Source organism: Cupriavidus sp. H39 (genome assembly GCF_050271075.1).
Taxonomy (GTDB): domain Bacteria; phylum Pseudomonadota; class Gammaproteobacteria; order Burkholderiales; family Burkholderiaceae; genus Cupriavidus; species Cupriavidus necator_B.
Genome location: NZ_CP189848.1, coordinates 1,519,460 through 1,535,234 on the forward strand (window position 1 = coordinate 1,519,460; position 15,775 = coordinate 1,535,234).

Genomic DNA, 15,775 nt, shown 5'->3' on the forward strand with positions numbered 1-15,775 from the left:
CCTTCCATGACTCTGTCCGATGCCTCGCGCGACATCCTGTTGCGCGTATCCACCGCCACGCTGACCACCATCCTGTTCAAGCGCGGCTTCCGCAATGTGTTCCTGCAGGGGCTCAAGCCGCTCAATCCGTCGGCGTGCCGCTTCGTCGGACCCGCGTTCACGCTGCGCTATATCCCGGCGCGCGAGGATCTCGACGCGATCACGGCGTTCGAGGATCCGCGCCATCCGCAGCGCGTGGCCATCGAAGAATGCCCGGCCGGCCATGTGCTGGTGATGGACAGCCGCGGCGACGCCACCGCGGCGTCGTCCGGCAACCTGCTGATCACCCGGCTGTGGCATCGCGGCGGTGCCGGCGTGGTCACCGACGGCGGCTTCCGCGACAGCCCAGAGATCGCGGCGATGAACTTCCCCGCCTGGCACACGCGTCCGTCCGCACCGACCAACCTGATCCGGCACCATGCCGTCGACCTGCAGCTGCCGATTGCCTGCGCCGGCGTCAGCATCTATCCCGGCGACATCATGGTGGCCGATGCCGAGGGCATCGTCTGCATCCCGCAGCACCTGGCCGAAGAGGTCGCGCGCGAAGCGGTCGGGCAGACCATGTACGAGGACTGGGTCAACCAGAAGATCCTGGCCGGCGCGGCCCTGCCCGGGCTGTATCCGCTGCTCGACCCGGCCCTGCAGCAGGAATACGCGCAATGGCAGGCGCAGGAGAGCCACCGCTATGCCTGAGCCGCGCTTGCCGATTGTGGTGCTGACTGGCGCGGCGGGACGCCTGGCGCAGCATGTGCGGCCGATGCTGGCGTCCGCGTGCCGCGAGGTGCGCCTCTGCGACGTGCGGCCCGTCACGCCGCAGGCCGTCAACGAGCGCGCTTTCCAGTGCGCGCTGGACGATGCCGGCCAGCTGCCCGCGCTGCTCGCCGGCGCCGACATGGTGGTCCACTTTGCCGGCTATCCGCGTGAAGCCGCATGGGACGTGATCCTGCCGGCCAACGTCACCAGCGTCGCCAACCTGTGGGAGGCGGCGCGCGCGGCGGGGGTGCAGCGCATCCTCTACGCCAGTTCCAACCATGCCATGGGCCTGTATCCGCGCGCCACTACGGTCGGCAGCGACGACCTGCCGCGGCCGGATTCGCGCTATGGCGTGTCCAAGGTGTTCATGGAAGCGGTGGCGGGCCTGTATGCGCAGAAGTTCGGCCTGAAGGGCTTCGGCATGCGCATCGGCCACTGCTCGCCCGAGCCGCTCGACGCACGCATGCTGGCGCACTGGATCAGCCCGCGCGACCTGGCGCAGCTGGTGCGTGTCGGCATGGACGCCGACTACGACGAGGCCATCGTCTATGGCGTGTCGGACAACGCCGCGAGCTGGTGGGACAACGCGCGCGCCCATGCACTCGGCTACCGGCCACAGGATTCGGCCGACCGCTATCGCGAGGCGCTGCAGCACAAGGTCAGCAATGACCCGCTGGCAGAACATTTCCAGGGCGGCGACTTTGCCGCGGCGGAGTTCAATCGTGATCGTTCCGGTTTCGACGTCGACCGTTGAGTCGCTGGCAGGCCGCACCGCGCAAGGGCTGGCGTGGCGCCAGTTCCGGGTCGCCAACCGCGTGGGCGAATGCCCGATCTGGTCCGATGGGCGCCTGACCTGGATCGACGTGCGCGCGCCCGCGCTCCACGCGCTGGATCCGGCATCGGCAACGCTGACCACCTGGGCGCTGCCGAAGCCGGTGGGCGCGCATGGCCTGTGCGCCGATGGCAGCATCATCCTGGCCCTGCGCGACGAACTGGCGATCTTCGACCCCGCGCGCGCATCATTGCGCACCCTGGCGCTGCCGGAGCCGGATCGTCCGCACAACCGGCTCAACGAAGGGCGCGTGTCCCCCTGCGGTTCCTGGTTCGTGTTCGGGTCGATGGACGACTCGGGCGCGGCGGGGCCAACCGGACAGCTCCACGCCTGGCATCGGCAACACGGCTGCCGCGTGCTGCTGGACGGCCTGCACATCGCCAACGGCTTTGCCTGGTCGGTCGACGGGCAAACCTTCCACTTCTCCGACAGCAAGGCCGGGGTGGTGTACCGGGCGCGCTGGCAGCCGCAAAGCGGCACGCTTGCCGAGATCACCCCATGGGTCACCGCCGGCGAGGGCATCGGCCGGCCCGACGGGGCCTTTATCGACGCGCACGGCAACTACTGGTCGGCCGGCGTGTCGGCCGGCTGCATCAACGTCTATGCGCCCACCGGCGCGCGCATCCGCACGCTGGCGCTGCCATGCCAGGCGCCCAGCATGGTTTGCCCGGGCCCGCGCGGCTCGGTCTTCGTCACGTCGCTGGTGCGTCCGCAATGGGCGCCCGAGGACATCAGGCCCGAGGACGGGCAGCTGTTCCAGCTGGCGGACGTGCTGGCCGCGGACGCGCCGGCAACGGTCCGCCTGCGGCTGACGTAGCGGCGCACCAATCGTTTCTTCGTGTCGCTGTGGGTTGCGATCCGGTACCGCGGTGGCGGCGCCGGAGGACGGCGCGCGGCGGTACTACTACAACCACAAAGAGGAGCAGCATGAAGATTCGCAACTACGTAAGACTGGCCGGGGCAGTGAGCCTGGCGTTGGCCCTGGCCGCCTGTGGCGGCGATGACCCGGCCGAGGCCGGGCCGCCCCCGACCGCCGGCGCCACGCGGCCGGCCGAGCCGCCGCCCGCGGCGTCGCAGCCCGCGCCCGACAAGCCGGCGCTGAATCCCCCGGTCAGCGCTGCAACGCGCGCCATTTTGGACGCCGATCCGGCCAGCTATGCCGCGCTCGCGCCGGTCGCCGAGCCTGGCTACACGCTGCTCGGCCGCATCCAGCCGCGCACCAGCGCCGAATTACGGGCACAGGGCCTGACCAGCCACCTGATGATCGGCGGCGAGACCACGGACCGCAACTTCAGCGTGTTTGCGAACTGGCGCGAGTATCTGAATCCGCTCGGCACCACCCGCGTGCGCATCCAGTCTGGCTGGAACGACATCGAACAGGTCATCACCACGCCCGCCACCTACAACTTCGCCAAGCTCGACGAGATCGTCGACGGCGCCCTCGAGCAGAAGCACGAGCCCATGGTGTTCCTGGGTTATGGCAACGTGCGCGCGGGCTGTACCGACTGCGGCGGCGCGGGTCTCGGCGGCAGCTTCCCGACCGGAGCGGGCAAGGCGCGCTTCCTGCAGTTCGTCGCCGCCACGGTGACGCGGTACAAGGACAAGGTCACCGACTGGCAGATCTGGAACGAGCCCACCAAGGACCTCGACACCTACAAGACCCTGATCGTGGAGACGGCAAAGCTTATCAAGCAGATCCAGCCCAATGCCAAGCTGACGATCGGCTCGTGGTACACCGTGCATTACGCGTTGTCGTGCCTGGAGAACTGCAATGATTCGGCCGAGGTGCAGGACGCGCGCAACTACATCCTGACGTCGCTCAAGTATTTTTATGACAACAAGGGGCCCACGGTGCCGTCGGAGGACGTCTACGTGGCGTTCCATCCGTACACGACCAGCGTCGACTACGACCAGAATCCGTGGGATGCGCGCAGCATGGACAACTTCCTGGCGCTGGTGCGGGGCTACGGCTTCAAGCCGCGCATGGACGAGAACGGCGCGCCGTCGACGCCGTGCATGACCTATGCGATGTGCGACAACGGCACCAAGGCGTGGACCGAGAAGAACCAGGCCAAGTACAACCTGCGCCGCGTCCTCGGCGATCTCGCGCGCGGCATCGAGACCAGCATGTTCACGATCTCGGACCTGCACTACAACGATGCCAAGAACACCAAGGGGCTGCTCACCACCGGGGTGTGGGATCCCAACCTCGATACGCCGTTCCTGAATGGCGACCAGCGCATTGGCGGCAAGAAGATCGTCTATGGCGCCTTCCAGAATGTGACCGCGCTGTTCGACAGCCGCATGGAGCCGGTACCCGCCCACGGCTGCACCGCGCCCGCGGGTTATACCGCCCATGCCTGGCGGCAGCGCAAGGGTGGCGTGGACGCGACCGTGATCGGGGTCTGGAAAATGACCCGCTTGCCGGTGGCCGACACGGCCGAGCCGCGCGCGGTGGTGCAGGTGTCATGCAATGGGATCGGCTTCGGCGGCATGGCGGCGACCGGCGCCGCACCGCGCTACGTCGACATGATGGATGGCCGCGTCTATGACATGCCCGCCGGCAGCATCTCCGCCAATGCGCCCGGGGCCGTGACGCTGTCGGTGCCGGTGGCCGACTGGCCTGCGCTGGTGGTCGACGCGCGGGTCATCGAAGGCGCGTTGCGCTAGCAAGCGGCCGGGGCGGCGTCGGGTCAGGTGGCACCCGGCGCCGCGGCGCGCTTCAGCCCAGCGCGGCGCAGACCCGCTCGGCAATCGCCAGCGACGAGGTCAACCCCGGCGATTCGATGCCGAACAGGTGAACCAGCCCCGGCACGCCGTGCACGACCGGGCCGTCGATGCGGAAATCCGCCGCCGCTTCGTGCGGGCCGCTGATCTTGGGGCGGATGCCGGCATAGCCGGGCTGCAGCGCGCCGTCGGCCAGCCCCGGCCAGTAGCGGCGCACCTCGTCATAGAAACCGTCCGCGTCAGCCGGATCCACGCCGTATTCGATCTCGTCGATCCAGCGCACATTGGGACCGAAGCGCGCCTGGCCGCCCAGGTCGATGGTCAGGTGCACGCCCAGTCCGGCCGCCTCCGGCACGGGATAGATCAGCCGTGAGAATGGCGCGCGGCCGGCCAGCGTGAAATAGCAGCCCTTGGCGTAGTACTGCGGCGGGATATGGGCCGCGGGCATGCCGTCGATGCGGCGCGCCAGTTCCGGTGCCGTGAGCCCCGCCGAATTCACCACCGTGCGCGCCAGCAGCGTGGTGGCGCTGCCGTCCTCCGCGCCGATTTCCAGCCGGATGCCGTCCGCCGTGACCGCGCCGCCCAGCACCGGCGACTGCACCGCCAGCATCGCGCCCGCGTTTTCCGCATCGCCCAGCAGCGCCGTCATCAGGCCATGGCTGTCGACGATGCCGGTCGACGGCGACAGCAGCGCCGCATGGCACTGCAGTTGCGGCTCCAGCGCTTGGGCTTCGGCGCGGCTGAGCAGGCGCAGATCGTCGACGCCATTGGCAGCGGCCTTGGCGCGGATGCCTTCGAGCGTGGCCACCTGGGCCTCGCTGGTAGCGACGATCAGCTTGCCGCAGCGCTGGTGCGCGACGTGGCGGCTGGCGCAGTAGTCATACAGCATGGCCTTGCCGCGCACGCACAGCTGCGCCTTCAGCGAGCCGGCCGGATAGTAGATGCCGGCATGGATGACCTCGCTGTTGCGCGCGCTGGTGATGGTGCCGAAGGCATTCTCGGCCTCGAGGATGATGACTTCGCGGCCTTGCAGCGCCAGCGCGCGCGCCACCGCCAGTCCCACCACGCCGGCGCCGATCACGACGCAATCCACTGTTTCCATGTTGTTCCTTGCTGCAGGGGTCTCGATGAATGGGGGCTCAGGCCGGCAGGCCCAGGCGCGTGGCGGCCGCCGCGAGGTGTTGCTGCGCGGCGTGGCGCGCCGCGGCGGCGTCGCCGGCGGCAATGGCCGCGGCCAGCGCGGCATGCTCGTGGTCGGCCGCGCGCGGCGCGCCGGTGGCGGCGCTCAGCCGTGCGGTGTTCTCCCACGCGCGCTGCCGCGCGGCCAGCATCTGCTGGCCGACGAAATCCGTCAGGCCGGTAAAGCAGGGGTTGTGCGCGGCTTCGGCAATGGCATGGTGGAACGCCATGTCGGCGGCGGCGGCGCTGGCCATGTCGCCGTGCCCGTCGGCCTGCGCCTGCATCGCCGCCAGCGCGGCGCGGATCGCCTCGACGTCGGCGCCGGTGCGACGCTGCGCCGCCATTTCCGCGCAGGCGGTTTCCACCACCCGGCGCAGCTCGAACAGCTGCGCCAGCGTCGGGCCGCCATCGGGCGCGCTGGCCACGCGCCAGGCCTGGCCGCCGGGGGTCTCGGACACATAGGCGCCGGAGCCTTTGCGGGTAACGAGCACGCCGTCGGCCTTCAACTGGGCGATGGCCTCGCGCACGATGGGGCGGCTGACGCCGAAGCCATCGGCCAGCGCGGACTCGGACGGCAGCCGGGCGCCCGCGCCATAGCGGCCGGCGAGGATATCGTCGTGCAGGGTCTGCGCGATACGGGTGGCAAGCGAAGCCGGGCGGGGCAGGAGCGTGGTCATGTCGATCAATATGTCAGGCTGTCTGACAGCATTGCGCCATTTTGTCCCCAGCTTTGCCACGCGTCAAGCTTGCCGCGAGTAATCGATGCTACACATACGGCTTCGGTGTCTATCGCGCCGGACTAAACTTCCGCGCGCGGACGCCGATAGAAGCCCAATACAGGTGGCGGAGCCCGTGCCTGAGTTTTTGCGCCGTCCCGGGCTCGTCGTGTGCCCCTGGGCGTTCATGCCCGGGCCAACTGCAAACAGCCATGATCCAGCTCACCCCTAACGATCTTCCCGTCGGCCACCCGCTGCCCTGGTCATTGCTAGATGGCGAGGGCAACCTGGTGCTTGGCAGCGGCAACATCATTCCCGATGCGCGCGACCTGGCGCTGGTGTTCCGCCACGGCACGGTCTGCCGCGACGATAGCGGCGCCGACGACGCCGACGACGACCTGCGCCCCGCCACCGGGCCGCTCGGCCTGCAGGTCGGCACGCTGCTGCACGTCAAGCTCGATGGCGCGGCCGCGCGCCCGGCCGCCAGTCGCCTGATCGGCTTTATCGAGCAAGGTCTCTTTGTCACCTGGCCGCAACTGGGCGGGCGCGACCTGCCGCTGAAGGCCGGCGACGCCGTGCTGCTGCGCGGCTTCTCCGGGCACGCCATCCACAGTTTTGCGTCGACCATCACCGCCGTGTGTCGCAGCCCGTTCCGTTACCTGGTGCTGTCCGCGCCGGTACAGCAGCACGCGACGCCGGTGCGCAAGGCGGCGCGCGTGCCGACCCGCCTGGCCGCCTACCTGACCGAACCCGGCGACGACGACGGCATCGGCAGCAGCGCCGCGCGCCTGTCCCTGCTGTCCGACCTCAGCACCGGCGGCGCGCTGGTGCAGACCACCACCCCGGCACCCGCGCCAGGCACCCGCGTGCGGCTGCGCTTCAATCTGCGTACCGCATCGCTGGACAGCGAGGTGGTGATCGATGGCTGGGTCCGCGTCGCGCCGTCCGGCGCAGCCGGCGAAGATGCCGAGTTCCCGGCGTTCGGCGTGGCCTTCGATGTGCTGGCCGAGCGCGAACTGACGCTGCTGCAGTGCTACATCTACGAACAGCTGCTGGCCACCACCCGCATGCCCGTGCAGCCCGCCGCGGTAGCGGCCGTTTAGAGGGAATCCGCTAATGTTTTGATTGTCTCCTCGCGGCGGGCCGTCTTTACTGCTTCCAACATAAAAAGACCCACCACCGAGGAGACCAGATGGAGCATGGCGGACACCACCCGTGCGGGCCACGCGCGCCCGTAGCCGGCGCACAGCAGACCCGCAACCCGCTGCGCAGACTTGCAGGCACCGCCGCGGCGCTGGCCGCGGCGGCCATGCTGGCGCAGCCAGCGCCCGCTGTCGCCGCGGACGGCGACTACGCCAGGACGCGCTACCCGATCGTGCTGGTCCACGGCCTGACCGGCGCGGCGAAGATGGCCGGCGTGCTCGACTACTGGTATGGCATTCCCGAAGTGCTGCGAGCCCATGGCGCGCGGGTCTACGTGGCCACGGTGCCGTCGTTCAACAGCGATGCCGAGCGCGCGCTGGCGCTGCAGGCCTATGTGCGCGCGGTCAAGCTGGACAGCGGTGCCGACAAGGTCAACCTGATCGGCCATAGCCAGGGCGGGCCCACCTCGCGCGTGCTGGCGGCGATGTCGCCGCAGGACGTGGCCTCGGTCACCACCATCGGCAGCCCGCACCGCGGCAGCGAAGTGGCCGACACCGTGCTCGACCTGATCCAGGGCGTCGGCAATATCCCGATCGCCGGCCCGGTGCTGGTCGGCATCATCCAGGGCGTATTCGATACGGTCGGCTGGTTCAACGGCATCAGCAACGGGCAGGCGCTGGACCAGGATGCGCTGGCCTCGCTCAAGGTCCTCAGCACGCGCGGCGCCGCCGAGCAGAATGCGCGGCTCGATGCCACGCTGGTGCCGGGCACGCCGTCGGCGCTGGGGCCGGACTGCGATAGCGCCGGCGCTGCCGCGGAGCAGCGCCAGGCGCGCGACGCCGCGGGCAACCTCGTCACCCATGTCCAGGCCGCCTATTCGTGGACCGGGCAGGGCGGCCCGCTCAGCCTGCTGCGCTCCAACCTGCTGGACCCGTCCACGGTGATGATGTCGACCTCGGCGGGGCTGATGGCGCTGAAGGGTGCCGGCGCCAACGACGGACTGGTCTCGGTCTGCAGCAGCAAGTGGGGCCGGGTGCTGGCCACCGGCTATTACTGGAACCATCTCGACGAGGTCAACCAGATGGCCGGCCTGTACCAGGATGTCGATCCGCGCACGGTCATCCTCAACCACGCCAACCGCCTGCGCAATGACCAGCTCTGAACGCTTGCCGCGGCTCTGGCTGGCCTTGCTGCCGGCCGGCGCCGCGGCGGCAGCGGTGTACGTTCTGACGGCACCGTCGGGCCAGCCGCCGGTGCCGCCGCGCCCGGCAGCGGTCGTCGCCGCGCGTCCGGCCGCGCCGTCAGTGGAGGCCGTGCGCGCCGGCGTTTCCGCGTGGCCATCGCTGTCCGGCGTGGAGATGCCGGCGGGTCCCGAAGCCGATGCCGCGGGCAACCTGCGGCTGACGCGCGCGCTGCGCACTTACTTCGACTATTTTCTCAGCGCGCGCCACGACGCCGGCGGCATCGATGCGCTCGAGCCGCTGGTGCATGACGATATCCGCCGCCGCGTGCCGCAGCCCGCGGCGGGGCAGGCCTGGCAACTGTGGCGGCGCTACGTGGCGTATCTGGCTGAAGTACGGCCCCAGGCCGCGCGCAAGCCGCTGGCCGATGCGGGCGGGACACTCGATGCGCAGCAGCTGCAGCAGCTGCGCGCGCTGCTGGCGCAGCGCAATGCGGCGCGGCAGCGCTGGCTGCCCGAGGTCGCGCAGGCCTGGTTCGGCGATGAGCAGGCCTATGACGAAGCCATGCTGGCGCGGCTCGAGATCGCCGCGCAGCCCGGCCTGGATGACGCGCAGCGCCGGCAACGGCTGGCTGACCTCGACGCCACGCTGCCCGAGCCCGTGCGCGCGGCGCGGCAAGCCAGCGCGCGCCCGCAGGCGATCAGCGCCACCATCGCCGAGCTGGAGGTAGCCGGGCGCAGCGCCCAGGATATCGGTGCGGCGCTGGCGCAGGCGTACGGCCCGGAGGTGGCGCAGCGCTACCAGCAGCAGGCGCAGGCCGAGCAATCGTGGCAACAGCGCTACGACGATTACGCCGCGCGCCGGGCGCAGCTCGAGGCCTTTCCGGGGCTGTCCGCGCAGGACCGGCGCCAGCAGCTCGACCTGCTGCGCAGCCAGGCCTTCGCCAGCCGCAGCGAGGCGCTGCAGGCCGAGGTGGTCGACCAGGCGATGGCGGCGCGGCGGCAGGCGCGCTGACGAACGCCGCCGCCAAAAAAAACGGCACCGGGGATCCGGTGCCGTCTTCGCTTGCCAGCGCGCTCTGCGGCCGGCTTACATGCCGACGTAGTTCGGGCCGCCGCCGCCTTCCGGCGTCACCCAGACGATGTTCTGGGTCGGGTCCTTGATGTCGCAAGTCTTGCAGTGCACGCAATTCTGCGCGTTGATCTGCAGGCGCTCCTTGCCGGAGGCCTCGTCCAGCACGAACTCATACACGCCGGCCGGGCAGTAGCGCGACTCGGGGCCGGCGTACTTGTCCCAGTTGATGTCGACGGGCACGCTGGCATCCTTCAGTGTCAGGTGCGCCGGCTGGTTTTCTTCATGGTTGGTATTGCTGATGAAGACCGAGCTGAGGCGGTCGAAAGTCAGCTTGCCATCCGGCTTCGGGTAATCGATCTTCTGGCACTCGGCCGCCGGCTTCAGGTAGACATGGTCCGGCTTGACGCGGTGGATGGTCCAGGGCGGGTTGCGGATGCCCAGCTTGGGCAGCAGCCATTGCTCGATGCCGGTCATCAGCGTGGCGGTGGTGCGGCCCTTCTTGAACCACTGCTTGAAGTTCTTGGCCTGCAGCAACTCCTTGTACAACCAGCTCTGCTCGAACGCGGCCGGGTAGGCGCTCAGCTCGTCGTGCTGGCGGCCGGCCTGCAGCGCGTCATAGGCGGCCTCGGCGGCCAGCATGCCGGTCTTGATCGCGGCGTGGCTGCCCTTGATGCGCGATGCATTCAGGTAGCCAGCATCGCAGCCGACCAGCGCTCCGCCCGGGAATACGGTCTTGGGCAGCGACAGCAGGCCGCCGGCGGTGATGGCGCGCGCGCCGTACGACAGCCGCTTGCCGCCTTCGAAGTACTGGCGGATTTCCGGATGGGTCTTGAAGCGCTGGAATTCCTCGAACGGCGACAGCCACGGGTTGGTGTAGTCCAGTCCGACCACAAAGCCGACCGCGACCTTGTTGTCTTCCATGTGGTACAGGAACGAGCCGCCGTAGGTCGCCGGATCCAGCGGCCAGCCGGCGGTGTGCACCACCAGGCCGGGCTTGTGCTTGGCCGGATCGATTTCCCACAGTTCCTTCAGGCCGATGCCGTAGCTCTGCGGATCTTTGCCGGTGTCGAGGCCGAATTTCTCGATCAGCTGCTTGCCCAGGTGGCCGCGCGCGCCTTCGGCGAAGATCGTGTACTTGGCATGCAGCTCCATGCCCAGCTGGAAGTTCTCGGTGGGCTCGCCTTCCTTGTTGATGCCCATATTGCCGGTGGCCACGCCCTTGACCGAGCCGTCTTCGTTGTACAGCACCTCGGCAGCGGGGAAGCCCGGGAAGATCTCGACGCCGAGCGCCTCGGCCTGCTGGCCCAGCCAGCGCACGAAGTTCGACAGGCTGACGATGTAGTTGCCTTCGTTGTGGAAGCACTCGGGCAGCAGGGCGTTCGGGGTTCCCTTGGAGCCGCTTTCGTTCAGGAACAGGAACTTGTCTTCGGTGACCGCCTGGTTCAGCGGCGCACCCAGTTCCTTCCAGTTCGGGATCAGCTCATTGAGCGCGCGCGGATCCATGATGGCGCCCGACAGGATATGCGCGCCGGGCTCGGAGCCCTTTTCCAGCACGCACACGTTGACGTCGGCGCCTTTCTCCTGCGCGAGTTGCTTCAGGCGGATGGCCGTGGCCAGGCCGGCGGGGCCGCCGCCGACGATGACCACGTCGTATTCCATGGCTTCGCGCGGGCCGAACTGCTCCAGGAGCTGTTGCTGATCCATTGTCTCTAACCCTCTGTTTCTTTGCTGCTAGCTGGCAATTGTGGGAAATGCGGTGATCGTTGTGCTGAGAGCCCGGCCCGGCGCGGCGGGGAGCCACCGGGGAAACCGCCGGGGAGTTGGCGGCGTTTTCGGTTTCGAACCGCGCGGGAACGGCACCGGTAGGCGTCCGAATCGCGCGTTTTCCCTCTTTCCCTTTGCGGGCCAAGTTCTTAGAATCTCCGGCATTGTCCGGGACTCGCCACCCACAGGCAAGGATTTTTTTGGAACGGTCGTTCTTTTTTTTGATATGCTGCCTTCTGCTCCCGAAGAGGCCGGAGGGGCTCCCGCACAAGAGGTAATCATGGGTTTGTCGATCAATCTGGAAGGCAAGGTGGCGCTGGTGACCGGCGCCTCGAGCGGGCTGGGCTCGCGTTTCGCCACGGTGCTCGCTTCCGCCGGCGCCAAGGTGGTGCTGGCCTCGCGCCGCACCGAGCGGCTCAAGGAGTTGCGCGCCGCGATCGAGGCCGAGGGCGGCAGCGCCCACGTGGTGCGCCTGGACGTGACCGACCCGGACAGCATCCGCGCCGCGGTGGCGCACGCCGAGACCGAAGCCGGCGCCATCGATATCCTGGTCAACAACTCCGGCGTGTCGACCACGCAGAAGCTGACCGAGGTGGCCCCGGAAGACTTCGATTTCGTCTTCGATACCAACACCCGCGGCGCCTTTTTCGTCGCCCAGGAAGTGGCCAAGCGCATGATCGCGCGCGCCAAGGGTGCCGAGCGCAACGGCAGTCCGCTGCCGCAGGCGCGCATCGTCAATATCGCTTCGGTGGCCGGGCTGAAGGTGCTGTCGCAGATCGGCGTCTATTGCATGAGCAAGGCGGCCGTGGTGCAGATGACCAAGGCCATGGCACTGGAATGGGCGCGCCATGGCATCAATTCCAACGCTATCTGCCCGGGTTATATCGATACCGATATCAATCATCACCACTGGGACTCGGACGCCGGGCAGAAGCTGATCCAGATGCTGCCGCGCAAGCGCCTGGGCAAGCCGGAAGACCTCGATGGCCTGTTGCTGCTGCTGGCCTCGGACCAGTCCCAGTTCATCAACGGTGCGGTCATCACCGCTGACGACGGCATGGTCTGAGCCTGGCGCGCTGACACCGGGGGCGCAAGGCCCCCTGCATCCCGCCCACGCGCCAAAAGCGCCGCGGGATGCCTGACCGCCAACCCTAGGCTGATCCGGTCCCCGCGGGCGCGCCGTCGTCAGCACGCGTCAATCTTCAGAAATTTCGTGCGTGGCAGGCCAGTCTTGGCATAATCCGCCATGTCTGCAGATTAAGTCTTTACATACAAGTAAAAATACGCCGCGGTGGCCGCATGGCCCGAGCGGCCCGGACCGGAGGCCGGGGAGATGGAGCAACAAGAAGAGGCACGGCGCAATGCCGTGCCGCAACACGTCGTCGATTCCGCGGTGATCCCGCAGGCCGCCGACGAAGCGCAGGACGCTGAATTCCGGGTATCGCCCCGCCTCGAGGACTGGATTGGCGTGATCGTGATGGTGCTGCTGGTCGGCATCACCTTCGCCAACGTGGTGGTCCGCTATTTCACCGACGAGTCGTTTGCCTGGACCGAGGAGTTCTCGGTCTTCCTGATGATCGTGCTGGCGCTGGTGGCCGGCAGCGCCGCGGTGGCGCGCGACCGCAATATCCGCATCGAATTCTTCTTCGAACGCGGCAGCGCCGCGCGGCAGCGGCGCCTGGCGATCCTGTCGGCGCTGGCGGTGGCGGTGATGTTTATCGCGCTGGCTGTGCTGGGCGCGCGCATCACCTGGGACGAATACACCTTCGGCGAGACCTCGCCGGGCATCGGCGTGCCAAGCTGGTGGTACTCGGTCTGGCTGCCGGTGCTGTCGGCCGGGATCGCGCTGCGCGCGCTGGCCCTGATGGCGCGCAACGTGCGCGCGCTCAAGGCGCTGCATGCCGGCAAGGGTGCACAGTCGGAGCGTGCGCCATGACCCTGGTTGCCATCATCCTGTTCGTGGTCTTTATCGGCCTGATGCTGCTGGGCGTGCCGATCGGCGTGTCGCTGGGCCTGGGCGGCCTGGTTGCGATCGGCCTGTCCAATCTCGATACGCAGATGTTCGGCCTGCTGGCGGTGCCGCAGAATTTCTATGCCGGCCTGGCCAAGTATCCGCTGCTGGCGATCCCGATGTTCGTGCTGGTGGGCTCGATCTTCGACCGCTCCGGCGTGGCGCAGCGGCTGGTGACGTTTGCCATTGCCATCGTCGGCCGCGGCCCCGGCATGCTGCCGCTGGTGGCGATCCTGGTGGCGATGTTCCTCGGCGGCATCTCCGGCTCCGGCCCGGCCAACGCGGCCGCGGTGGGCGGGGTGATGATCGCGGCGATGTCGCGCGCGGGCTATCCCGGCTCGTACAGCGCGGCGGTGGTCGGCGCGGCCGCGGCCACAGATATCCTGATCCCGCCGTCGGTGGCCTTCATCATCTACAGCGTACTGGTGCCGGGCGCCTCGGTGCCGGCGCTGTTCGCCGCCGGCATGATCCCGGGCGTGCTGGCCGGCATCGCGCTGATCGTGCCGGCGGTGTGGCTGGCGCGCAAGCACAACATGGGCGCCGCCGAGGCCGCGCTGCCGCGGCCACCGTTCTGGAAGAGCCTGCGCGAGGCCGCGTGGGGCCTGGTGGCGCCGTTCCTGATCCTGGGCGGCATGCGCGCCGGCTGGTTCACGCCGACCGAGGCCGCAGTGGTGGCGGTGGTCTATGGCCTGTTCGTCGGCATGGTGGTGTACCGCAGCATCGGCATGAAGGACCTGTTCGTGATCTTCCAGGAAGCCGCCGAGACCTCCGCGGTGATCCTGCTGGTGGTGGCGCTGGCCGGCATCTTCGCCTACGCGCTGTCGACGCTGGGCGTGATCGACCCGCTGGCGCAGGCGATCTCCAACTCCGGGCTGGGCGAGTACGGCGTGCTGGCGCTGATCGTGCTGCTGCTGATGACGGTGGGCATGTTCCTCGACGGCATCTCGATCTTCCTGATCTTCGTGCCGCTGCTGCTGCCGATCGCCAATGCCTTCCACTGGAACCCGGTGTGGTTCGGCGTGGTGCTGACGCTGAAGGTGGCGCTGGGCCAGTTCACGCCGCCGCTGGCCGTGAACCTGATGGTGTCGTGCCGGATTGCCCGCGTGCGCATGGAAGAAACCGTGCCCTGGGTGATCTGGATGCTGCTGGCGATGTTTATCGCCATGCTGATGGTGCTGGCCTATCCGCCGCTGGCGACGTGGCTGCCTGACTACCTCGGCTATTGATCGCCGTGGACTTCTTCTTTGCATTCACCAACAAGAACTGACGCTTTTCCCCCGAGGAGATGAAATGAAACGTCGTGCCCTGATGCTTGCAACGGCCGCTGCCATTGCCGCTTCCGCCTTCGCCCCCGCCGGCGCGATGGCCCAGACCTACAAGTCCGAGTACAAGATGTCGCTGGTGCTCGGCCCGGCCTTCCCGTGGGGCAAGGGCGGCGAGATCTGGGCCGACCTGGTCAGGCAGCGCACCAACGGCCGCATCAATATCAAGCTGTACCCGGGCACCTCGCTGGTGGCCGGCGACCAGACCCGCGAATTCTCGGCGATCCGCCAGGGCGTGATCGACATGGCGGTGGGCTCGACCATCAACTGGTCGCCGCAGGTCAAGGAACTGAACCTGTTCTCGCTGCCGTTCCTGATGCCCGACTACAAGGCGCTCGACGCGCTCACGCAGGGCGAGGTCGGCAAGTCGATCTTCGCCACGCTGGAGAAGGCCGGCGTGGTGCCGCTGGCCTGGGGCGAGAACGGCTTCCGCGAGGTGTCGAATTCCAAGCGCGAGATCCGCAAGCCGGAAGACCTCAAGGGCATGAAGCTGCGTGTGGTCGGTTCGCCGCTGTATATCGAAACCTTCAACGCGCTGGGCGCCAACCCGACCCAGATGAGCTGGGCCGATGCCCAGCCGGCGATGGCCTCGGGCGCGGTCGACGGCCAGGAGAACCCGCAGTCGGTGTTTGCCGCCGCCAAGCTGTACACGGTGGGCCAGAAGTTTGTCACCACCTGGGGCTACGTGGCGGATCCGCTGATCTTCGTGGTCAACAAGCAGATCTGGGAAAGCTGGACCCCGGCCGACCGCGAGATCGTCAAGCAGGCCGCCATCGATGCCGGCAAGCAGGAAATCGCCCTGGCCCGCAAGGGGCTGGCCGAGGCCGGCGCGCCCGCGTGGAAGGACATGGAGGCGCACGGCGTCAAGGTCACGCACCTGACCCCGGCCGAGCATGACGCCTTCCGCAAGGCCACCGCCAAGGTCTACGACAAGTGGAAGAAGCAGATCGGCACCGACCTCGTCACCAAGGCAGAAGGCGCGATCGCCAAGCGCTAAATCACCAGGCAGGCCCGCCGGCATCGGCGGGCCTGTT

General features: G+C 68.4%; 14 protein-coding genes. 11 read left to right on the plus strand and 3 right to left on the minus strand.

Annotated elements, in window-relative coordinates; all coding sequences use genetic code 11:
• Positions 1–6: 6 nt before the first annotated feature.
• From ACOCMH_RS22500 to ACOCMH_RS22515, 4 genes are all read left to right on the plus strand, one after another.
• Entirely contained in the window at positions 7–732 is a 726-nt protein-coding gene (locus tag ACOCMH_RS22500; RefSeq protein WP_427313079.1) for a ribonuclease activity regulator RraA, read from the plus strand.
• Positions 725–1,546, plus strand: a complete 822-nt coding sequence (locus ACOCMH_RS22505) for an NAD-dependent epimerase/dehydratase family protein (RefSeq protein WP_427313080.1) — start codon at positions 725–727, stop codon at positions 1,544–1,546. Before ACOCMH_RS22500 ends, ACOCMH_RS22505 begins: the two co-directional genes overlap by 8 nt.
• Positions 1,515–2,441, plus strand: coding sequence for an SMP-30/gluconolactonase/LRE family protein (locus tag ACOCMH_RS22510; protein ID WP_427313081.1), 927 nt, complete (start codon positions 1,515–1,517; stop codon positions 2,439–2,441). Before ACOCMH_RS22505 ends, ACOCMH_RS22510 begins: the two co-directional genes overlap by 32 nt.
• A 110-nt stretch (positions 2,442–2,551) precedes the next feature.
• Positions 2,552–4,294: a hypothetical protein gene (locus ACOCMH_RS22515; RefSeq protein WP_427313082.1), complete on the plus strand. Its 1,743-nt coding sequence runs from the start codon at positions 2,552–2,554 to the stop codon at positions 4,292–4,294.
• 52 nt (positions 4,295–4,346) lie between these two features.
• Here ACOCMH_RS22515 and ACOCMH_RS22520 read toward each other — a convergent pair whose 3' ends face one another.
• Together ACOCMH_RS22520 and ACOCMH_RS22525 are read right to left on the minus strand one after the other, a co-directional pair.
• On the minus strand, positions 4,347–5,453 hold the full coding sequence (locus tag ACOCMH_RS22520) for an NAD(P)/FAD-dependent oxidoreductase (protein WP_427313083.1): 1,107 nt from the start codon (positions 5,451–5,453) through the stop codon (positions 4,347–4,349).
• Positions 5,454–5,490: 37 nt separating this feature from the next.
• The gene (locus ACOCMH_RS22525; protein ID WP_427313084.1) at positions 5,491–6,207 is read right to left on the minus strand and encodes a FadR/GntR family transcriptional regulator; all 717 of its coding nucleotides are present in this window, start codon (positions 6,205–6,207) and stop codon (positions 5,491–5,493) included.
• 251 nt (positions 6,208–6,458) lie between these two features.
• Here ACOCMH_RS22525 and ACOCMH_RS22530 point away from each other — a divergent pair, with 251 nt between their 5' ends.
• From ACOCMH_RS22530 to ACOCMH_RS22540, 3 genes are all read left to right on the plus strand, one after another.
• Positions 6,459–7,349 (plus strand): flagellar brake protein, encoded by an 891-nt coding sequence (locus ACOCMH_RS22530; RefSeq protein WP_427313085.1) that lies wholly within the window; start codon positions 6,459–6,461, stop codon positions 7,347–7,349.
• Positions 7,350–7,438: 89 nt separating this feature from the next.
• A complete protein-coding gene (locus tag ACOCMH_RS22535; RefSeq protein ID WP_427313086.1) occupies positions 7,439–8,551 on the plus strand; it encodes an esterase/lipase family protein in 1,113 nt (370 codons plus the stop codon).
• Positions 8,538–9,584 carry a lipase secretion chaperone gene (locus ACOCMH_RS22540; protein ID WP_427313087.1) on the plus strand — a complete coding sequence of 349 codons (1,047 nt, stop codon included), beginning with the start codon at positions 8,538–8,540 and terminating at the stop codon, positions 9,582–9,584. The genes ACOCMH_RS22535 and ACOCMH_RS22540 overlap by 14 nt, the downstream gene beginning before the upstream one ends.
• Before the next feature lie 75 nt (positions 9,585–9,659).
• Here the strand turns inward: ACOCMH_RS22540 and ACOCMH_RS22545 are convergent, their stop codons facing one another.
• Positions 9,660–11,348 carry a 4Fe-4S dicluster domain-containing protein gene (locus tag ACOCMH_RS22545; RefSeq protein ID WP_427313088.1) on the minus strand — a complete coding sequence of 563 codons (1,689 nt, stop codon included), beginning with the start codon at positions 11,346–11,348 and terminating at the stop codon, positions 9,660–9,662.
• 340 nt (positions 11,349–11,688) lie between these two features.
• Here ACOCMH_RS22545 and ACOCMH_RS22550 point away from each other — a divergent pair, with 340 nt between their 5' ends.
• The 4 genes from ACOCMH_RS22550 (at position 11,689) to ACOCMH_RS22565 (ending at position 15,738) form a co-directional block, all read left to right on the plus strand.
• Entirely contained in the window at positions 11,689–12,474 is a 786-nt protein-coding gene (locus ACOCMH_RS22550) for an SDR family oxidoreductase (protein ID WP_427313089.1), read from the plus strand.
• A gap of 267 nt (positions 12,475–12,741) precedes the next feature.
• Positions 12,742–13,344 (plus strand): TRAP transporter small permease, encoded by a 603-nt coding sequence (locus ACOCMH_RS22555; protein WP_427313090.1) that lies wholly within the window; start codon positions 12,742–12,744, stop codon positions 13,342–13,344.
• On the plus strand, positions 13,341–14,645 hold the full coding sequence (locus ACOCMH_RS22560; RefSeq protein ID WP_427313091.1) for a TRAP transporter large permease: 1,305 nt from the start codon (positions 13,341–13,343) through the stop codon (positions 14,643–14,645). Before ACOCMH_RS22555 ends, ACOCMH_RS22560 begins: the two co-directional genes overlap by 4 nt.
• Positions 14,646–14,709: 64 nt before the next feature.
• Positions 14,710–15,738 (plus strand): DctP family TRAP transporter solute-binding subunit, encoded by a 1,029-nt coding sequence (locus ACOCMH_RS22565; RefSeq protein WP_427313092.1) that lies wholly within the window; start codon positions 14,710–14,712, stop codon positions 15,736–15,738.
• The last annotated feature ends 37 nt before the right edge of the window (positions 15,739–15,775 follow it).

What these genes read in the sequence shown, in the direction of transcription:
- ACOCMH_RS22500 (WP_427313079.1), top strand. Translation starts at nt 7, where the DNA reads ATGACTCTGTCCGATGCCTCGCGCGACATCCTGTTGCGCGTATCCACC.
- ACOCMH_RS22505 (WP_427313080.1), top strand. Translation starts at nt 725, where the DNA reads ATGCCTGAGCCGCGCTTGCCGATTGTGGTGCTGACTGGCGCGGCGGGA.
- ACOCMH_RS22515 (WP_427313082.1), top strand. Translation starts at nt 2,552, where the DNA reads ATGAAGATTCGCAACTACGTAAGACTGGCCGGGGCAGTGAGCCTGGCG.
- ACOCMH_RS22520 (WP_427313083.1), bottom strand. Translation starts at nt 5,453, where the DNA reads ATGGAAACAGTGGATTGCGTCGTGATCGGCGCCGGCGTGGTGGGACTG.
- ACOCMH_RS22525 (WP_427313084.1), bottom strand. Translation starts at nt 6,207, where the DNA reads ATGACCACGCTCCTGCCCCGCCCGGCTTCGCTTGCCACCCGTATCGCG.
- ACOCMH_RS22530 (WP_427313085.1), top strand. Translation starts at nt 6,459, where the DNA reads ATGATCCAGCTCACCCCTAACGATCTTCCCGTCGGCCACCCGCTGCCC.
- ACOCMH_RS22535 (WP_427313086.1), top strand. Translation starts at nt 7,439, where the DNA reads ATGGAGCATGGCGGACACCACCCGTGCGGGCCACGCGCGCCCGTAGCC.
- ACOCMH_RS22540 (WP_427313087.1), top strand. Translation starts at nt 8,538, where the DNA reads ATGACCAGCTCTGAACGCTTGCCGCGGCTCTGGCTGGCCTTGCTGCCG.
- ACOCMH_RS22545 (WP_427313088.1), bottom strand. Translation starts at nt 11,348, where the DNA reads ATGGATCAGCAACAGCTCCTGGAGCAGTTCGGCCCGCGCGAAGCCATG.
- ACOCMH_RS22550 (WP_427313089.1), top strand. Translation starts at nt 11,689, where the DNA reads ATGGGTTTGTCGATCAATCTGGAAGGCAAGGTGGCGCTGGTGACCGGC.
- ACOCMH_RS22555 (WP_427313090.1), top strand. Translation starts at nt 12,742, where the DNA reads ATGGAGCAACAAGAAGAGGCACGGCGCAATGCCGTGCCGCAACACGTC.
- ACOCMH_RS22560 (WP_427313091.1), top strand. Translation starts at nt 13,341, where the DNA reads ATGACCCTGGTTGCCATCATCCTGTTCGTGGTCTTTATCGGCCTGATG.
- ACOCMH_RS22565 (WP_427313092.1), top strand. Translation starts at nt 14,710, where the DNA reads ATGAAACGTCGTGCCCTGATGCTTGCAACGGCCGCTGCCATTGCCGCT.